General features: G+C 54.6%; 17 protein-coding genes. 7 read left to right on the plus strand and 10 right to left on the minus strand.

Annotation, left to right across the window (positions count from 1 at the left end):
* Nucleotides 1-194 precede the first annotated feature (194 nt).
* The 4 genes from osmF to EHN07_RS07300 are packed head-to-tail and all read left to right on the plus strand — an operon-like array spanning nucleotide 195 to nucleotide 3,964.
* Entirely contained in the window at nucleotides 195-1,106 is a 912-nt protein-coding gene (gene osmF, locus EHN07_RS07285) for a glycine betaine ABC transporter substrate-binding protein OsmF (RefSeq protein ID WP_124023518.1), read from the plus strand.
* A 29-nt stretch (nucleotides 1,107-1,135) separates the two neighbouring features.
* On the plus strand, nucleotides 1,136-2,293 hold the full coding sequence (locus EHN07_RS07290) for an ABC transporter permease (RefSeq protein ID WP_124023519.1): 1,158 nt from the start codon (nucleotides 1,136-1,138) through the stop codon (nucleotides 2,291-2,293).
* Nucleotides 2,290-3,249: an ABC transporter ATP-binding protein gene (locus EHN07_RS07295; protein WP_124023520.1), complete on the plus strand. Its 960-nt coding sequence runs from the start codon at nucleotides 2,290-2,292 to the stop codon at nucleotides 3,247-3,249. The genes EHN07_RS07290 and EHN07_RS07295 overlap by 4 nt, the downstream gene beginning before the upstream one ends.
* Nucleotides 3,233-3,964, plus strand: coding sequence for an ABC transporter permease (locus EHN07_RS07300; RefSeq protein WP_124023521.1), 732 nt, complete (start codon nucleotides 3,233-3,235; stop codon nucleotides 3,962-3,964). Before EHN07_RS07295 ends, EHN07_RS07300 begins: the two co-directional genes overlap by 17 nt.
* On the opposite strand, the gene EHN07_RS20645 is transcribed toward EHN07_RS07300, so the two are convergent.
* The 3 genes from EHN07_RS20645 to EHN07_RS07310 all read right to left on the minus strand — a co-directional run bounded on the left by EHN07_RS20645 (nucleotide 3,945) and on the right by EHN07_RS07310 (nucleotide 6,133).
* Nucleotides 3,945-4,052, minus strand: a complete 108-nt coding sequence (locus EHN07_RS20645; RefSeq protein WP_244202376.1) for a hypothetical protein — start codon at nucleotides 4,050-4,052, stop codon at nucleotides 3,945-3,947. The genes EHN07_RS07300 and EHN07_RS20645 overlap by 20 nt on opposite strands.
* 133 nt (nucleotides 4,053-4,185) lie before the next feature.
* A complete protein-coding gene (locus EHN07_RS07305; protein WP_124023522.1) occupies nucleotides 4,186-4,941 on the minus strand; it encodes a MerR family transcriptional regulator in 756 nt (251 codons plus the stop codon).
* Between the two features lie 70 nt (nucleotides 4,942-5,011).
* On the minus strand, nucleotides 5,012-6,133 hold the full coding sequence (locus EHN07_RS07310) for a ribosomal protein uL16 3-hydroxylase (RefSeq protein ID WP_124023523.1): 1,122 nt from the start codon (nucleotides 6,131-6,133) through the stop codon (nucleotides 5,012-5,014).
* Nucleotides 6,134-6,298: 165 nt separating this feature from the next.
* Here EHN07_RS07310 and dinG point away from each other — a divergent pair, with 165 nt between their 5' ends.
* Both dinG and ybiB read left to right on the plus strand, forming a co-directional pair.
* Complete coding sequence (gene dinG / locus EHN07_RS07315) at nucleotides 6,299-8,458, plus strand: ATP-dependent DNA helicase DinG (protein WP_124023608.1); 2,160 nt, start codon at nucleotides 6,299-6,301, stop codon at nucleotides 8,456-8,458.
* A 14-nt stretch (nucleotides 8,459-8,472) separates the two neighbouring features.
* Nucleotides 8,473-9,441, plus strand: coding sequence for a DNA-binding protein YbiB (gene ybiB / locus EHN07_RS07320; RefSeq protein WP_124023524.1), 969 nt, complete (start codon nucleotides 8,473-8,475; stop codon nucleotides 9,439-9,441).
* A 112-nt stretch (nucleotides 9,442-9,553) separates the two neighbouring features.
* Here ybiB and ybiJ read toward each other — a convergent pair whose 3' ends face one another.
* From ybiJ to EHN07_RS07335, 3 genes are all read right to left on the minus strand, one after another.
* Entirely contained in the window at nucleotides 9,554-9,814 is a 261-nt protein-coding gene (gene ybiJ / locus EHN07_RS07325) for a DUF1471 family protein YbiJ (protein WP_124023525.1), read from the minus strand.
* Nucleotides 9,815-10,190: 376 nt separating this feature from the next.
* Nucleotides 10,191-10,451, minus strand: coding sequence for a DUF1471 family periplasmic protein McbA (gene mcbA, locus EHN07_RS07330; protein WP_124023609.1), 261 nt, complete (start codon nucleotides 10,449-10,451; stop codon nucleotides 10,191-10,193).
* A 179-nt stretch (nucleotides 10,452-10,630) separates the two neighbouring features.
* Complete coding sequence (locus EHN07_RS07335) at nucleotides 10,631-11,254, minus strand: flavin reductase family protein (protein ID WP_124023526.1); 624 nt, start codon at nucleotides 11,252-11,254, stop codon at nucleotides 10,631-10,633.
* Nucleotides 11,255-11,408: 154 nt separating this feature from the next.
* On the opposite strand from EHN07_RS07335, the gene rlmF reads away from it, so the two are divergent.
* Nucleotides 11,409-12,350, plus strand: a complete 942-nt coding sequence (gene rlmF, locus EHN07_RS07340) for a 23S rRNA (adenine(1618)-N(6))-methyltransferase RlmF (RefSeq protein WP_124023527.1) — start codon at nucleotides 11,409-11,411, stop codon at nucleotides 12,348-12,350.
* Here the strand turns inward: rlmF and ybiO are convergent, their stop codons facing one another.
* The 4 genes from ybiO to glnH all read right to left on the minus strand — a co-directional run bounded on the left by ybiO (nucleotide 12,351) and on the right by glnH (nucleotide 16,951).
* Entirely contained in the window at nucleotides 12,351-14,600 is a 2,250-nt protein-coding gene (gene ybiO / locus EHN07_RS07345) for a mechanosensitive channel protein (RefSeq protein ID WP_124023528.1), read from the minus strand.
* Between the two features lie 134 nt (nucleotides 14,601-14,734).
* Nucleotides 14,735-15,457, minus strand: a complete 723-nt coding sequence (gene glnQ, locus EHN07_RS07350) for a glutamine ABC transporter ATP-binding protein GlnQ (protein ID WP_124023529.1) — start codon at nucleotides 15,455-15,457, stop codon at nucleotides 14,735-14,737.
* Nucleotides 15,454-16,113: a glutamine ABC transporter permease GlnP gene (gene glnP / locus EHN07_RS07355; RefSeq protein WP_034456474.1), complete on the minus strand. Its 660-nt coding sequence runs from the start codon at nucleotides 16,111-16,113 to the stop codon at nucleotides 15,454-15,456. Before glnP ends, glnQ begins: the two co-directional genes overlap by 4 nt.
* A gap of 91 nt (nucleotides 16,114-16,204) precedes the next feature.
* Nucleotides 16,205-16,951, minus strand: a complete 747-nt coding sequence (gene glnH, locus EHN07_RS07360; RefSeq protein ID WP_124023530.1) for a glutamine ABC transporter substrate-binding protein GlnH — start codon at nucleotides 16,949-16,951, stop codon at nucleotides 16,205-16,207.
* Between the last annotated feature and the right edge of the window lie 222 nt (nucleotides 16,952-17,173).

The following is a 17,173-nucleotide window of genomic DNA, read 5'->3' on the forward strand; positions in this document are numbered from 1 at the left end:
AATTGATTTTCCTTGTTTTTTATTAATGGTCTATGTTCGTTTTGCGAAACTCATGGGGTTTGTCATCAGTCTGAGAGCCGGTTTTCCGGCTCTTTTCTTATTCTTACCCGTTTCGTCCAGCCAACCTTCACATTTTCAGCTAAACTTTTGCGACTCCATGATTTTTAAGCAAAGAACAACAGCGAGGAAGCACGATGAACTTAGCAGCGCGTTGGAGCATGGCAGGGTTAGCATTATTAGCCGCAGGGGCACAGGCCGCAGAGCCGGTCAGAGTCGGTTCTAAGATTGATACCGAAGGGTCGCTGCTCGGCAATATCATTTTGCAGGTACTGGACAGCCACGGCGTTAAAACCGTTAATAAAGTGCAGTTAGGCACCACACCGGTAGTGCGTGGGGCAATTACCGCAGGCGAGCTGGATATTTACCCGGAATACACCGGTAACGGCGCGTTCTTCTTTAAAGATGAAAAAGCAGCGGCGTGGAAAAATGCGCGCCAGGGCTATGAGAAAGTCAAAAAACTCGACGCCGAAAAAAATCAGCTGGTGTGGCTAACGCCCGCGCCCGCGAACAACACCTGGACCATTGCGGTACGCAAAGATCTGGCGGAAAAAAACCAGCTCAACTCCCTTGACGATCTCAGCGCGTATCTGAAAAAAGGCGGTGAATTTAAGCTGGCGGCTTCCGCTGAGTTTATTGAACGCTCTGACGCGCTTCCTGCCTTTGAAAAAGCCTACGGATTTAAACTCGAACAGCCACAGCTATTGTCGCTGGCGGGTGGCGATACGGCGGTTACCATTAAAGCGGCGGCGCAGCAAACCTCAGGCGTCAACGCGGCGATGGCCTATGGAACGGATGGCCCGGTTGCGGCACTCGGTTTACAAACCCTGAGCGACCCGAAAGGCGTGCAGCCAATCTATGCGCCAGCGCCAGTGGTGCGTGAAAGCGTGCTCAAAGCCTACCCGGAACTCGACGAGTGGCTAAAACCGGTATTTGCATCCCTTGATGAAAAAACGTTACAACAGCTTAACGCCAGCATTGCGGTGGAAGGATTAGATGCCAAAAAAGTGGCGGCTGATTACCTGAAACAAAAAGGCTTTGTGAAATAGCTTTTGTGAAATAAATCAAGGACGTTGGTTTGCTCAAAATTCATAATCGCGTCCTGCTGCTGCTGGTGATCTTGCTGGTTGCGGCGGGCGCTGCGTTACCGTTTATCAACTTTGCCCCTAATCGCCTGGCGTCCGGGGAGTCTTTCGCGCTCGGCCAACTTCCGGCGCGCGCCTGGCTGCTGTTTTCTCTTCCGGTTCTGATCCTCGCATGCTTAACGCTGATACCTTGTCGGCAGCTTGCTTTGCTGCTGACCCTGGTGGTGGGGGAGCTGCTGCTGATCGCCATGCTGCTGGGACTTGGGCAGACGGCCACCCTCTTTGCTGAACAGGGCAGTACGCTTGCGCGCACCTCGCCCGGCAGCGGGTTGTGGCTGTCGTTAACGCTGTGCTTGCTGCTGTGTGCGGACACCATCAACCGCCTGACGGCTAAAGCACTCTGGCGATTGCTGCTCAATTTGCAGATCTGGATCGCGCCCCTCGTCCTGTTGCTGACCGGCTACTTTGCCGATCTTTCTTTGCTCAAAGAGTACGCCAACCGTCAGGATGTGTTTGATGATGCGCTGTTGCGCCACCTGGCTTTGCTGTTCGGCACTTTGCTGCCCGCATTACTGATTGGCGTGCCGTTAGGCGTGTTTTGTTATACCCGCCCGGGCTGGCAATCCTCGGTGTTTTCGGTGCTCAACGTTATCCAGACCGTGCCGTCAGTGGCCCTGTTTGGTTTGCTTATTGCGCCGCTGGCGGGGCTAGTCAAACTGCTGCCCTGGCTTGCGTCCGTCGGCGTTAGCGGAATTGGTATCGCCCCGGCGTTAATTGCGCTGGTGTTATATGCGCTACTGCCGCTGGTGCGTGGCGTGGTGGCGGGGCTTGCGCAGGTGCCGCGCAATATTTTTGAAAGCGCTGAGGGCATGGGCATGTCGCGCTGGCAAATTTTCTGGCAGGCAGAGGTGCCGCTGGCGCTGCCGGTTTTGCTGCGAAGCCTGCGCGTGGTGTGTGTGCAAACCATCGGTATGACGGTAATTGCCGCGCTGATTGGCGCCGGAGGTTTTGGGGCGATAATCTTCCAGGGCCTGCTCAGCAGCGCGCTGGATCTGGTGCTGCTGGGCGTGATTCCGGTTATCGCGTTGGCGGTGATTGTTGACGCGCTTTTTAAACTGTTTATCTCTTTGCTTGAGGAAAAACAGCCATGATTGAATTTGAAAATGTCAGCAAGTTTTTCCAGGGCAAAGCGGCGGTTCGTGACCTGTCGCTGAATATTAAAGAAGGGCAGTTTACGGTGCTGATTGGCACCTCCGGCTCAGGTAAGTCCACGACGCTGAAAATGATTAACCGCCTGGTGGAACACGATACCGGGCGCATTCGTTTTGCCGGGGAAGAGATCCGTAATTTTGATGTGAAAACCCTGCGCCGCCGCATGGGGTATGCGATTCAGTCTATTGGCCTGTTCCCGCACTGGAACGTGGCGCAGAACATTGCCACCGTGCCGCAGCTGCTGAAGTGGCCGCAAGCGCGAGTCAACGCGCGTATCGATGAATTGCTGGATTTGCTCGGCCTTGAGGCGGCGCAGTTTCGTGACCGTTACCCGCATCAGCTTTCTGGCGGGCAACAGCAGCGCGTCGGCGTAGCGCGGGCGCTGGCGGCTGACCCGGAAGTGCTGTTGATGGATGAACCCTTCGGCGCGCTCGACCCCGTTACGCGTGGAGCCCTGCAACAGGAAATTATCCGGATTCATCAGCTACTCGGGCGCACTATTGTGCTGGTTACGCACGATATTGACGAAGCGCTGACCCTTGCCGACCGCATTGTGCTGATGGACAACGGGCAGGTGATTCAGCAGGGCACGCCGCTTGCGCTTTTAACCCATCCGGCAACGGATTTTGTGCGTGATTTCTTTGGGCGCAGCGAGTGGGGCCTGCGGTTACTGTCTTTGCGCCACGTTGCCGAACGGGTGCGAACTCATGAACGGTTAGACGGCGAGCCGATAAACGAAACGGTGACGTTGCGTGAAGCGTTATCGCTGTTTGTCCACCGCCAGTGCCAGCGGCTGCCGGTTGTTAATCAGCACGGTGAACCCTGTGGCGTGCTGCATTTTAGCGATTTGGTGCAGGGTGAAAAGTTGTGGGGTGAAGATGCGTCTGCTTCGTGATCCATTGCTTTGGCTGATTGCGTTATTTATCGCCTTGCTGGCGGTGATGCCGTACAGCAGCGCATTGTTCAGCTGGCTGTTTCCCGAACTGGAAAGGCCGGTTTATCTGCAGGATAGCTTTATGGCGCTGGCCTTGAAACATCTGATGCTGGTGGGCGTTTCAAGCGTGGTGGCGATAGTGATTGGCGTCGGGCTGGGGGTTGCCGTCACGCGTCCGGCGGGGCTTGAATTCCGCTCGCTAGTCGAAACCATAACCGCCGCCGGGCAAACGTTCCCGCCTGTGGCGGTGCTGGCGATTGCGGTGCCGGTGATGGGGTTTGGTCAGCAGCCTGCGATTATCGCGCTGGTACTGTATGGTTTGCTGCCCATTTTGCAGGGAACGTTGGCCGGAATGGGATCGGTGCCGGAAGCGACAAAAGAGATTGCGATGGGGGCGGGAATGAGCCGCTGGCAAATGCTGCGAAAAGTGGAGCTGCCGCTGGCGGCACCGTTGATTCTGGCCGGTATCCGCACCTCGGTGATGATTAATATCGGTACCGCGGCAATTGCTTCGACCGTCGGGGCCAGCACCTTAGGCTCGCCGATAATTATTGGGCTGAGCGGCTTTAATACCGCTTATGTTATCCAGGGCGCTCTGCTGGTCGCGCTGGCGGCCATTGTTATTGACCGCCTGTTTGAGCGCGTTTTACGTTATATCACGCGCCATGCACAATAACGATATAGCCCATCAGCATGACGCCGCCAATCCCGCCGATAGCCATAAACAGCATGCCGCCGACCAGGGCAATTTTACTCAGTTTCATCTTCGCTCCCTATGTTAGCGGGGTGATTATAAGACGAAGCGGGGTTGTTAATGAACTATTAACTCAGATTGCTGGCAAAGAAGGAAAAAGCGTGCTTTTTCCTTCTGACTCTGACTCTGACTCTGACTCTGACTTACGCACGCTCGCTTGATTCTCCGTTGCTCAGCAGGGGGAAAATTTGCATTCCCGCGCTGCGCCACAGCTCCAGCTGATCGAGCTGGCTGCTGGTTGGCGCATCGCCACACCACACTAATAGGGTTTGCTGGGCGAAAAGTTCCGGGCGCAGCTGATGCAGGGGATGAGCCAGCACGTCAACGCGCCAGCCTTGTTGAATGGCCATCCACGCGGCCATCCATAAACGGGTGGTGTCCGGCGTGTCCCAGCCTATCAGCAACGCATCTCTACCGCTGCGTTTACGTGCCGATGCGAGGCACAGCGCAATGTAATTAATCAGCGCGCCGTCCAGCAGGCTCAGCAGGGTATGCAGGGTGACCTGCTGGCATTGCAGGCGGCGACGTAGCGGAAGGTAAAGCTGCTGGACGAGGGTTTGAGCCGGATAGTCACGGCCAACGTCTGCGATCCAGGCCCGTAGGCGAGAGGGGTTGGCGCATTGCAGATGGTGAAGTAACAGCTCCTGGCGTTCACGCCAGCCGTTTTCCAGATCCTGAAGCTCGCCGCTCAACAGGGCTTTGACCTTGCTGACCGGAACGCCATTTTCAATCCAGTGTTTGATTTCGCGAATGCGTTCGATGTCGGCATCATCAAACAAACGGTGGCCGCCATCCGTTCGCTGCGGTTTCAGTAACCCGTAACGCCGTTGCCAGGCACGCAGCGTTACGGGGTTGATATCACAAAGCACAGCCACTTCACCGATGGTAAAAAGTGCCATGTTATCCCCACCGTTTGCCCGGGAAGCCCCCGTATAACTGTAGCCAGTGAAGATAGTTTTGGTGAATTATTTAGTCGTCGAAGTACCAGTAACCCTGATTAACCAGCTCAGTCAGCAGGTTAACAAACTCGGGATTTTGCAACGCATCACCCAGTTCGTCCTGGCCTAAAGTGGTGTAACGGCACAGTGCGTCAGCGGCGGCCGCAACAGGTGCTGCCATAGGTTCGCTATTGACGAAGAACTCGCCGTCCACATTCAGAACGCGCAGGCCGCTCAGGCGCGTCAGGCGCTCGCCGCCCAGCAACGCATCCAGAATTTCATCCTGCTGATAAGGCGGTTCGGCTGGCGCCACGTCCAGTTCATGGCGTGGGGTGGTGACAAAACGGCCAAACCACCGTTTGAAATCTTCAGGCTGGCTGATGACTTCCATCATCATGTCGCGCAGGCGATTAAGCTCGTAGCCTTCAACTTTGCCCGGATGTTCACGCAGCGTTAAGTCAGGATCGCTGTAGTGCTCGCCGCCCAGGTCGTTTTCCAGCGCGTAATCGGCAAAGCTGCTGATCAAATCGCGGCCGTTTGGCCCACGAAAACCGACGGAGTAGTTGAGCGCCGTTTGATGGGTGAAACCATCGTGTGGGAAACCTGGTGGAATATACAGAATATCGCCCGGCTCCAGATCTTCATCAATAATCGGCTCGAACGGGTCAACGTGCAGCAACGCCGGATGCGGGCAGAACTGGCGCATTGGCAGTTTGTCGCCCACACGCCAGCGGCGGCTGCCCATTCCCTGAATAATAAACACATCGTATTGGTCGATATGCGGACCCACGCCGCCACCCGGCACCGAGAAGGAGATCATCAGGTCGTCTAAACGCCAGTCAGGCAAAACACGGAATGGACGCACCAGTTCCGCAGACGGCGCATGCCAGTGGTTTACGGCTTGAGCCAGCAGCGACCAACCGCTATCACCTAAATTGTCAAAATGCTCAAATGGCCCGTTAGCGGCCTGCCACTGGCCATTGGTATGGCTGACCAGGCGGCTGTCCACTTCTGCTTCCATAGCAAGACCGGCTAATTCGTCCGGGGTAATCGGATCGACAAAATCAGGCAGTGCATTTTTTAAAACAACCGGCTTTTTCTGCCAGTATTTCGCCATAAACTCAGGCCAGTCTAAATTGAGTTGATAATCCATTTTTAATACCAGTGGGGGATAAACGGGCTCGATTATAGAGAGTCTCCCCCACGGGCCGCCTTGTTGTGTATCAAGGCTTGCTCACCGCGGCGGCGAAAAAACAATACCGCCCCTGGGATAAAAAGTGGGACAATAGTGGCTGTTTATACAGTAGAAGTGGTTCCCATGGCCTTGTCCTCCGCGCAAAAAGCGCAAATCGCCGCCTGGTATAAGGCGCTACAGCAGCAGATCCCGGATTTTATTCCGCGCCCACCGCAGCGGCAGATGATTGCCGAAGTGGCGAAAACGCTGGCTGGCGTTGAGGGGCGCCATCTGGCGATTGAGGCTCCGACCGGCGTGGGGAAAACCCTTTCTTACCTGATTCCAGGCATTGCTATTGCGCGTGATGAGCAAAAAACCCTGGTGGTCAGCACGGCAAACGTTGCGTTGCAGGATCAAATCTTCAGTAAAGATTTACCGCTGCTGCGCAAAATTATCCCCGACCTGAAATTCACCGCCGCCTTTGGGCGCGGGCGCTATGTCTGTCCGCGAAATCTTGCCGCGTTAGCGACCGACAGTATGGCGCAGGGCGATTTGCTGGCGTTTCTTGAAGACGAGCTGGCTCCCACCAGTAAAGATGAACAGCAGCGCTGCGCGAAGCTGAAAGCCGATCTTGATGCCTATCAATGGGATGGGCTACGTGACCATACTTCACACAATATCGACGATGATTTATGGCGGCGCCTGAGCACCGACAAAGCCAGCTGCCTCGGGCGCAACTGCCACTGGTATCGCGAATGCCCGTTTTTTGTGGCGCGGCGTGAAATCGACGATGCTGAAGTGGTGGTGGCCAACCATGCGCTGGTGATGGCGGCCATGGAAAGCGATGCGGTATTGCCGGAAGCAAAAAACCTGCTGCTGATCTTAGATGAAGGCCATCATCTGCCCGACGTTGCCCGCGATGCCCTGGAAATGAGCGCCGAGGTGACGGCGGGCTACAGCCGCTTGCAGTTCGATCTATTCGCTAAGCTGGTGGAAACCTGCATGGCGCAGTTCCGCCCGAAAAACCCGCCGCCGCTGACATCGCCCGAGCGCCTGACCAACCACTGCGATGAAATCTACGAGCTGCTGAGTTCATTTAACAACATTGTGTCGCTATGGCTGCCGGGCGAACAGGAAGCCGAACATCGCTTTGAGATGGGGGTGCTGCCTGATGAAATCATGGCGATCTGCAAGCGTCTGGCGAAACTGATGGAAGGGCTGCGTAGCCTTGCGGAAGCGTTGCTTAACGATCTGAGCGAAAAAACCGGCAGCCACGACATCGTGCGTTTGCATCGCGCGCTGTTACACATGAACCGTGCGCTGGGCTATTTCGAAACGCAGAGTAAACTGTGGCGCCTTGCGGCGATGGAACAGGCGTCGGGTGCCCCGGTGTCAAAATGGGTCACGCGCGACGTGCGCGAAGGCCAGCCGCACCTGTTTTTCCATTGCGTTGGTATCCGCGTTTGCGACCAGCTCGAAAAGCTGCTGTGGCGCAATGTGCCGCATGTGATTGTGACTTCCGCTACGTTGCGCTCGCTGAATAAATTCGACCGTCTGAAAGAGATGAGCGGGCTGGATGAAGACGCGGGCGACCGCTTTATCGCGCTGGATTCGCCGTTTAATCATGTCGAGCAGGGCAAGCTGGTTATTCCGCAGCTGACGGTTGAGCCGACGATGGAAAATGAAGCCCAGCATCTGGCTGAAATGGCTGCATTTTTCCGGGCTGAACTGGCAAAAGGCGAACATAAAGGGATGTTGGTGCTGTTTGCCAGTAACCGCGCGCTGCAGACGTTTCTGACGCATGTTACCGATCTGCGGTTAACGTTGCTGGTGCAGGGGGATATGCCGCGCTACCGGCTGGTGGAACTGCATCGTAAACGTGTTGAGCAAGGCGAAACCAGCGTGCTGGTGGGGCTGCAATCTTTTGCCGAAGGCCTGGATTTAAAAGGTGATTTACTCAGCCAGGTGCATATCCATAAAATCGCTTTCCCGCCCATCGACAGCCCGGTGGTGCTCACCGAAGGGGAGTGGTTAAAAACCCTGAAACGCTATCCTTTTGAAGTACAGAGTTTACCGAGCGCCTCATTTAACCTTATTCAACAGGTTGGACGTTTAATTCGCAGCCACGGCTGTTATGGTGAGGTGGTGATTTATGACCGCCGTCTGTTGACCAAAAATTATGGGCAGCGTTTACTGAATGCTTTGCCGGTGTTTCCAATCAGCCAGCCTGAAGCGCCAGCGGCTAAGCTGATTGATACCACACCGAAAAAGACGGCGCGCCGCAAACGTGCTGGCAGGAAATAGAAAGGAGAGTCTGAGTGGATTACCGTAAGATCATTAAAGAAGTCGGGCGCGGTAAGAACCATGCTCGCGATCTGGATTTTGATACCGCTCGTGGCCTGTATGCCCATATGCTCAGAGGCGAAGTGCCGGAACTGGAGCTGGGTGGGATACTGATTGCATTGCGTATCAAAGGGGAGGGCGAGGCAGAAATGCTCGGCTTCTATGACGCCATGAAGCACCATCTGATTTCTCTGGCGCCGCCGGTTAACAAGCCGATGCCGATTGTGATCCCTTCTTACAATGGCGCACGTAAACAAGCGAACCTCACGCCGCTGCTGGCGATCCTGCTTAACCGCCTCGGTTTCCCGGTGGTGGTGCACGGAGTTAGCCACGATCCGACTCGCGTATTAAGCGAAACCATTTTTACCCTGATGGGCATTGAACCGACGCTGCATGCGGGCCAGGCGCAGGCCAAACTGGATGCGCACCATCCGGTGTATATTCCAGTCAGCGCGCTCTGCCCGCCGATGGAAGAGCAGCTGGCGATGCGCTGGCGTATGGGCGTGCGTAACAGCGCCCATACTCTTGCCAAACTGGCGACGCCGTTTGCAGAAGATGCCGCGCTTCGTCTTGCCAGCGTGTCTCATCCTGAATATGTGCCGAAAGTAGCGAAGTTTTTTGCTGATATTGGCGGGCGTGGCCTGCTGATGCACGGCACGGAAGGGGAGGTGTATGCCAACCCGCAGCGCTGCCCGCAAATAACGCTTATCGACAGTTTGGGGGCGCGAGTGGTGAGTGAACGCCAGACAGAAATCAATAATGATGAAGTCGCGCTACCGGCTGGAAAAGATCCCGACGTGACCGCCCGCTGGATTGAGCGTTGCGTGGCGGGTATTGAACCCATCCCACGGTCACTGATAACGCAAATGGCCTGCTGTCTGGTGGCGACGGGGGAAGTTGCGACGTTTGAAGAGGGTTTGCTGCGCGTTAGTCAGACATTTTGATGGGCTGAGCGCAAAGCAAAAAAAGCCCGCGGTAAATGGCCGCGGGCAACAAGGGTATAACAGGGGAAGCAGAGCTTCAAAAATGAGGGTGTATCAGGGCAATACCGCAGGATTAGTTATAGATAACCGCAGTACCGCTCATTTTGCCGTGGGTGTTAGCAGAAGTAATGGAGTACGCTTTTGCGCCTGCCTGTTCTGCTTTAGCAGCCAGTTGCGCTTCCAGACCGTCCAGCGTGGTGGCGTTATCAGCAGAAACCACACCGATTTTGTTCATGTTCTGAGCATCAGCTGCGCTGATGGATTGTGCTGCCATAGCACCGAAAGAAAGGGTGGTCAGGGCGATAGCGGCTACAGCATATTTGATGGTTTTCATAGTTAATTTCTCGCAGGTTATTCTGTTTAAGGTGACGATATTCCGTCGATGTGATTATGGTCACACTTTTGTGCAGAAGATAAAATCGAATAGAATTGACGGCTTTGTTCAAATTTTTTGAATTTGAGTTAAATCATTGAAATCGGTGATGATTAGCAGGCGAAGTATTGGGGCGCGTTGTGTGATCCAGCTCACGCCTGGTTTTCCGCATCTTTTGCTACTCTTTTGCCGATTATCGTACTGGTCAGGCCTGCAATCGCTTGCGCACTATTTTTTATTCTCTTCAGCCTTTTTCCGCTGCTGGCGGTAACAAAAAAAAACGGCTTCCAGATGAGGAAACCGTTACGACGCGTACTGCGGGGATAATGTTTGGCGACTATTTATAAATAGTCGCGGTGCCGAACATTTTGTTTTCGCCGCTAGCCGAGTTAACCACAAAGCCTTTTGCCCCTTCCTGTTTCGCTTTCTCTCCAAGCCTGGTTTGCAGATCGTCAAGGCTCGACGCGCCGGTGGCAGAAACGGTGCCTGCCGGGCGTAGCTGGCCCATGTTTGAATCGGTTATTTCCTGGGCTGCCATGGTAGAAAACGGTAATGCCGCAAGGGTGACAACCGCAGAAAAATACAGCAATTTTTTCATCATCACTTCCTCATCGCTTTTGGGGGGCCGATTAAAAAAACATCGGCACTCAAAGTGTAGGTGCTATGCGGCAAGAGAAAGACGCAAAAAACTGATGCTCTTGTGCTTATTTTTTGAACGATAAATCTTGACGAAATGCTTACCAATCAGTGACATACAGGTGCATGATTTTGTTGGTTTTAACGTGCGTCAGGGCGGATTAAATCGAAGCGCTGCTCTTCGTCAATAGTGTAATAAGCTGACGGGCCGCCCGCCCGAAGCACCGGTTTTGCCAGCGCCGTCTGGTAAACGCCTTCTTTAAGCAACGACTCATCAATGTGTACCGCCACGACTTCACCCAGCACCAGCCACGAATTGATTGCCGATCCATCTGCGGCGGTTAGCTGAATACACTGGGATAACCGGCATTCAAAGTTGACCGGGCTTTCAGCCACGAGGCTTGCTTTGACTTTGCGCCCGGCAACGGCGGTGAGCCCGGCATGAAGAAATTCATCTTCACCATGGGGCAGTGAGGCCGAAGTTTCATTCATTCGTTCCGCCAGCTCGCGGGTGGTGAGGTTCCAGACAAACTCTTTGGTCTCAAGGATGTTTTGCACGCTGTCTTTCCAGCCGCTGCTGGCAAAACCAATAATCGGTGGGCGATAATTAAAACAATTAAAGAAACTGTACGGTGCCAGATTACGGGCTCCCTGCTGGCTACGGGATGCAATCCAGCCGATAGGGCGGGGGCCAATAATGGCGTTCAGCGGATCGTGCGGTAAACCATGACCCGCAGCAGGTTCGTAGTAATAACGTTTAGACATAGCGCACCTTATCAGGCTGATAGCCACAAAGAAGTTTTCCTTCTTTGTCAGCAATCTCACCTTATGTTGATTTATCACCGGCGAAAATCACGCGGCGTATTTACCCCGCGAGGTTCACAGAGTATCTTACGCGCCCACACAAGGAGAAGCCGCAATGAAAACCCCTGCCACCACCAAACCGGGTCTGCACCCACGCAACCGCCATCGTAACCGTTATGATTTCCCGGCGCTGACGCAAAGTAGCCCGGCGCTGAGCGCGTTTTTACGCCCGGGTCCGCATGGCGATACGACCGTTGATTTTGCCGACCCGCTGGCGGTGAAGGCGCTGAACCAGGCGCTGCTGGCTCATTTTTACGGGGTGAAAGCATGGGATATTCCAGACGGTTTTCTGTGCCCGCCGGTACCCGGCCGCGCTGATTATATTCACCATCTGGCGGATTTACTGGCGGAAGGCAATGGCGGCGTAGTGCCTTCCCAGGCTTCGGTACTGGACGTAGGCGTGGGGGCGAACTGTATTTATCCGCTGATTGGCCAGCATGAGTATGGCTGGCGCTTTACCGGTACTGATGTCGATCCGGAGGCAATGCGCAGCGCCACGGCGATTATTGACGCCAATCCGGGCCTGTCACGCCTGATCCGTCTGCGCCGTCAGAAAACACCCGCCGCCATTTTGCCGGGGGTGATTCATAAGAATGAAATGTTTGATGCCACGCTGTGCAACCCGCCGTTCCATGATTCAGCGGAGGCTGCCCGTAGCGGCAGCGAGCGTAAACGCGTGAATCTTGGCCAGGATAAAAATGGGGCTTTGAACTTTGGCGGCCGCGAACAAGAATTGTGGTGTGAAGGTGGCGAAGTGGCCTTCGTTAACCAGATGGTTAACGAGAGTAAAGAGTTTGGCCGCCAGGTGCAGTGGTTCACCTCGCTGGTTTCCCGGAGTGAGAATCTGCCGCTGATTTACCGCGCGCTGCAGGAAGCGGGAGTAGAGAAAGTGGTGAAAAAAGAGATGGCCCAGGGACAGAAGCAGAGCCGCTTCATCGCCTGGACCTTTATGAATGACGCACAGCGCGCTCGCTGGGCGGCTACGCGTTATAAATAGTCATACCGTGGGATTGGCCGGTGGCAGCACTCCCGCTGCTGCCTGTGACTCCTGAAGCGCCTGAGCGGCATCCGCGCCGGGCGGCATGACCTGCACCGTTTGCACCGGCGGGCGAATCCCTGCCGCATCAAAGTGTTTTTTCACCATCCCATCTAATGCGAAGCGCACTGACCACTGTTTTAGCGGCTGGGTGGTGAAGGATACGCGCACGGTAAAGGCCTGGTTGGTTAGCCCGACAATACCGGCAAAGGACGGCTCGCCAATCACCAGCTTGCGCATCACCTCCTGCTGCATTAACTCCTCTACCGCTTCCTTCAGAATGCGGTTGGCCTTATCAACATCCTGCTGGCGGTCGACATCATAATTGGCGACAAATGAGCCAATGCCGCGCACGAAGTTGGCGAAGGTGGTTATCGAAGACCACGGAATAATATGATAGGCCCCGGTATCCTGGCGCACGCCGACGGAACGAATCGACATCCTTTCTACAGAGCCGGTAATCGGCCCGATGGTGACTAAGTCGCCGGTATTCATTCCATTTTCAAACTGGATAAACACGCCGGTAATAATATCCTTCACCAGGGTTTGCGCCCCGAAACTGATAGCGAGGCCCAGTGCGCCTGCGCCTGCCAGCAAGGGGGCGATATTCACCCCAATTTCTGCGAGTAAAATCATAATGGTAATGGTGCTTATCACCACCGCCAGCGCATTGCGAAATAGCGTCAGCAGCGTGCGGGTACGGGCGCTCGGCATGGGGCGACCATGAATATCAGAGGCCAGGCGGTTTTCAATCAGGCTTGCCAGCAGCGTCCAGCCGAGGGCGGAGAACAGCAGGATCAGCACGATGCGGATAATAATGTCGATGGTTTTCTCACCGGCATCGTTGCTAATCCACGCCCACATATCAAACAGCCCCCAGGCGTTTAACAGCAGCATCATCGCCACGCAGACCGTGATGATTCGCGCCAGTTTCAGCGCGGCGGAGATCCAGCCGTTAAGGCGTTTTTGCAGTTCGGGATAGCTGCGCTGTAGCTGGGGGGAAAGGGTGATGGTTTTTGCCAGCCAGCGCGACAGCATCCCCGAAATAAACGCCGCGATACCTATAATGGCAAGGCTATGCACCGAGGCCGCCATCATCCATTTCAGGCTGTTGCCCGGGTCAAAGAGCGACAAGAAAAACAGCGCCACGAAATAGGCGCTTGCCAGCCAGTGCCAGACCAGCGCAAAGGCGCGAATAAACAGGCTGAAAAACGCCAGTGAACGGTCGGCCAACTGAATCAGGCCATGTTGAATATGGCGGCGGTTGGTGGCAATCAGGTACAGCGCCCAAAGCGTGATACACAGCATAATCAGCACGTTGGCAATGGCGCCTGCCTGCACGCTCACCTGATTAGAGACGATCGGCACGGCGACCAGAATGCCGTAACCAATCAGGCTGCTTAACCCCGCCAGGCGAATGTTCCAGTAGCGGGCGCGCCTGTCGGGCAGCGGGAAGGGGCGCAGATCCGGGAAACGCGGGCAGAAAATTAAGCGCAGAACGGCTTTGAAGAATTCAATCAGCGCAAAGGCATTCAGGAACAAGCCTTGCTGGCGGGCGATAGTACGGTTGCCTGCGTTCATCATGTCGCTAAAGATTTGCCCGACGAAAAGGGTTAACGCCAGCAGCAGTAAATCAATAATAAACGCGCCGAGGATGGTCAGCGGCAGATGGAGCCAGCTTGAGCGATCGCGGTTTTTCTTCCGCCCCCATGTTCCCATGCGCGCCCAGACCGGCGTCATGCAGGTGCGAGCCAGCAGATAGAAAGCAAAAACGGAGGCCACGAGCATCGAGAAATGGCCCAGTGCATTATAAAAACGCTGAGGATTAAATGGCTTATGCGGCTCGCCGCTAATATTTCGCTGCAGCTGAGCAAAGCGCAGCGCCAGTTCACCGCCGTAATGACGGCTGACAGCGGTCACCTTTTCGAGCACCGTTTCGTCTGCGCTTAACTGCTCTGGCGGGACGATAGCCGGCACCGGTTCGGGCGGCGGGGTGGCGGCCACTTTGCGCAGTTGCCCGATAAGTTCAGTACGCGACCTGTCGTTTTCCAGCACGTCTGCCAGCGCCGAGTAGGCCTGCTTTTTCTCTTCGAGATTGGGTTCTGTGGGCGGGGCGGCACCGTTTTGTTGCGCGGCAGCTGCGGCGGCCGGGAGGGTGACGGCCGGTGTGTGAAAGCTAAACATGCACAGCATAAGCAAGAGTAGCGGCACGGCGTTCCTCCGGACTGAAAAGTCAGACAAAGGAATAATTATAGAAGGCAGGGGGTAAGCTGCGGGAAAACGGGAATTATCTGGAGCTCACCCCGACGCTTTGCTGGTGGAAAGCGTCGGGGTGGGGAAGGAGATCATGACACGTGCTGCAAGAACTCCTGCAAACGCGGGCTTGGTGGGTTATCAATCAGCTCCTGTGGATTGCCATCCTCCGCAATGCGGCCCTTATCAATAAAGATCAGGCGTGAGGCAACCTTGGCGGCAAACCCAACTTCGTGAGTCACGATAACCATCGTCATCCCTTCTTCAGCCAGGTCCTGCATCACTTTCAGCACTTCATGACGCAGCTCCGGATCAAGGGCTGAGGTTGGCTCATCAAACAGCATCATTTTCGGCTTAACAGCCAGCGCGCGGGCAATAGCAACACGCTGTTGCTGGCCGCCAGAAAGCTCAGATGGATAGTGGTGGGCGCGCTCCGCGAGGCCCACTTTTGCCAGCAGCTCTTTCGCCAGTTTATCCGCCTCGTCTTTTGACAAACCGCGTACGCGAATCGGGCCAAAGGCGACGTTTTCCAACGCCGTCAGATGCGGAAACAGGTAAAACTGTTGGAACACCATGCCGGCTTCCTGACGAATCAGGCGCTCATCGACTTTCGGATCGTTCACTTTCAGACCGTCAACAAACAGGTCGCCGCTGGTGATATCTTCAAGTTTGTTGATGCAGCGCAGCAGCGTAGATTTACCGGAGCCTGACGGCCCGATAATCACCACGACTTCGCCCTGTTTAACGTTGAGGTCGATATTGTGCAGCACCTGGGTTTTGCCAAAATGCTTAGAGACGTTTTTAAATTCAATCACAGGATTTTCATCCTTCTTTCAAGGCGACGCAGCACGAAGCTCAGCACCAAAGTAATAATCAGATAGAAGACCGCAACGGCGCTCCAGATCTCCAGCGCACGGAAGTTCCCGGCAATAATTTCCTGCCCCTGACGGGTCAGCTCAGCCACGCCGATAACAATGAACAGCGAAGTATCTTTAATGCTGATAATCCACTGGTTGCCCAACGGCGGCAGCATACGACGCAGCGCCAGCGGCATAATCACGTGGCGAATGGTTTCACGCTTCGACAGGCCTAACGCCAGGCCTGCTTCCTGAAAACCTTTATGAATCGACAGCACCGCACCGCGGGTAATTTCCGCAATGTACGCGCCGGAGTTGATCATAATGGTGACGACCGCTGCGCTAAAGGGATCGATACGCAGGTCGGGGATAGCCATTGGCAGGGCGAAGTAAATAAACATCACCTGTACCACAATTGGCGTGCCGCGAATGACCTCAATAAAAACTAATGCGATGTGGTTAGCAATCCAGCCGCCGTAAGTGCGGGCAAAACCCGCGACCAGACCAATTATCAGGCCGCCAAACAGGCCGATGACCGAGATCAACAGCGTCATTTTGGCGCCTTCAATCAACAGCGGGATTGCAGGCCAGATGGCACTCCAGTCAAACTCCATGATGTGTTCCTGTTTTACTTGTATACCGTGGTTCAAAAATAGCAGGGGCGAAATCCGCCCCTGAGGTGTTACCTAAATCATGTCAGATTGATTATTTTGGCTCGGTGCCGAACCATTTTTTGTAGATTTCGTTGTACTGGCCATTCTCTTTGAGCGTTTTCAGCGCGCCGTTCACTTTAGTACGCAGCTCATCGCTACCTTTCGGGAAGGCGATACCGTACTGCTGGGCTTCCAGAGACTCACCGACAGCTTTGAATTTACCCTGACCGGCCGTCTTGATGAAGTAAAGAATGTTTGGCGTATCGTGCAGAACCGCATCCGCGCGGTTGGTGCCCAGTTCCATATAGGCGTTGTCGATATTCGGGAACTGACGCAGATCTTTGGTTTTGATGTTCGCTTTTGCGTAATCAACAGAACCGGTGCCGCTCTTCACCGCCACCACTTTACCGTCCAGATCTTTTACGCTTTTTACCGCGTCGTTATCGGCTTTAACCATCACCAGCAGGCCGCTCTTGTAGTAACCGTCGGAGAATTCGATGGCTTTTTTACGCTCTTCGGTGATGGTAATACCGGCCAATGCCAGGTCGATGTTTTTGGTTTGCAGCGCAGGGATGATGCCGCTGAAATCCATCGGCTTCAGGGTGTAATCCAGTTTTAATTCTTTCGCCACGGCATCCCATAAATCGATATCAAAACCGACGTATTTGTCGCCTTGTTTAAATTCGAAAGGAACAAATGCGGTATCGGTCGCAACGACCAGTTTCTTATCAGCGGCGTGGGATGAAACCGCAAAAGCCAGGGTCAGTGCAGCCAGTGAAACTTTTAAAATCGACTTCATAGCATTTCCTTGTTTATCCATGGGGCAATCCCCTGCATCAGTAGGTCGCAGCATGGAAAAATCATGCCAGGTTTTCAACTTACTGTTTTGCAAGGAGGTGAATATGTAACATTGCACAATAATGGTTGCAAGTCGGTTGCGATGCACCGTTATGGTGCCCAAATTTGGTGCGAAAAATGAGAGGCGTTCACGGTGGGTAGTTTTACCGCAAATTAAGCGGGT

This window comes from Buttiauxella warmboldiae (assembly GCF_003818135.1).
Taxonomy (GTDB): domain Bacteria; phylum Pseudomonadota; class Gammaproteobacteria; order Enterobacterales; family Enterobacteriaceae; genus Buttiauxella; species Buttiauxella warmboldiae.

What these genes read in the sequence shown, in the direction of transcription:
- osmF (WP_124023518.1), top strand. Translation starts at nt 195, where the DNA reads ATGAACTTAGCAGCGCGTTGGAGCATGGCAGGGTTAGCATTATTAGCC.
- EHN07_RS07295 (WP_124023520.1), top strand. Translation starts at nt 2,290, where the DNA reads ATGATTGAATTTGAAAATGTCAGCAAGTTTTTCCAGGGCAAAGCGGCG.
- EHN07_RS07300 (WP_124023521.1), top strand. Translation starts at nt 3,233, where the DNA reads ATGCGTCTGCTTCGTGATCCATTGCTTTGGCTGATTGCGTTATTTATC.
- EHN07_RS20645 (WP_244202376.1), bottom strand. Translation starts at nt 4,052, where the DNA reads ATGAAACTGAGTAAAATTGCCCTGGTCGGCGGCATGCTGTTTATGGCT.
- EHN07_RS07305 (WP_124023522.1), bottom strand. Translation starts at nt 4,941, where the DNA reads ATGGCACTTTTTACCATCGGTGAAGTGGCTGTGCTTTGTGATATCAAC.
- EHN07_RS07310 (WP_124023523.1), bottom strand. Translation starts at nt 6,133, where the DNA reads ATGGATTATCAACTCAATTTAGACTGGCCTGAGTTTATGGCGAAATAC.
- dinG (WP_124023608.1), top strand. Translation starts at nt 6,299, where the DNA reads ATGGCCTTGTCCTCCGCGCAAAAAGCGCAAATCGCCGCCTGGTATAAG.
- ybiJ (WP_124023525.1), bottom strand. Translation starts at nt 9,814, where the DNA reads ATGAAAACCATCAAATATGCTGTAGCCGCTATCGCCCTGACCACCCTT.
- mcbA (WP_124023609.1), bottom strand. Translation starts at nt 10,451, where the DNA reads ATGAAAAAATTGCTGTATTTTTCTGCGGTTGTCACCCTTGCGGCATTA.
- EHN07_RS07335 (WP_124023526.1), bottom strand. Translation starts at nt 11,254, where the DNA reads ATGTCTAAACGTTATTACTACGAACCTGCTGCGGGTCATGGTTTACCG.
- rlmF (WP_124023527.1), top strand. Translation starts at nt 11,409, where the DNA reads ATGAAAACCCCTGCCACCACCAAACCGGGTCTGCACCCACGCAACCGC.
- glnP (WP_034456474.1), bottom strand. Translation starts at nt 16,113, where the DNA reads ATGGAGTTTGACTGGAGTGCCATCTGGCCTGCAATCCCGCTGTTGATT.
- glnH (WP_124023530.1), bottom strand. Translation starts at nt 16,951, where the DNA reads ATGAAGTCGATTTTAAAAGTTTCACTGGCTGCACTGACCCTGGCTTTT.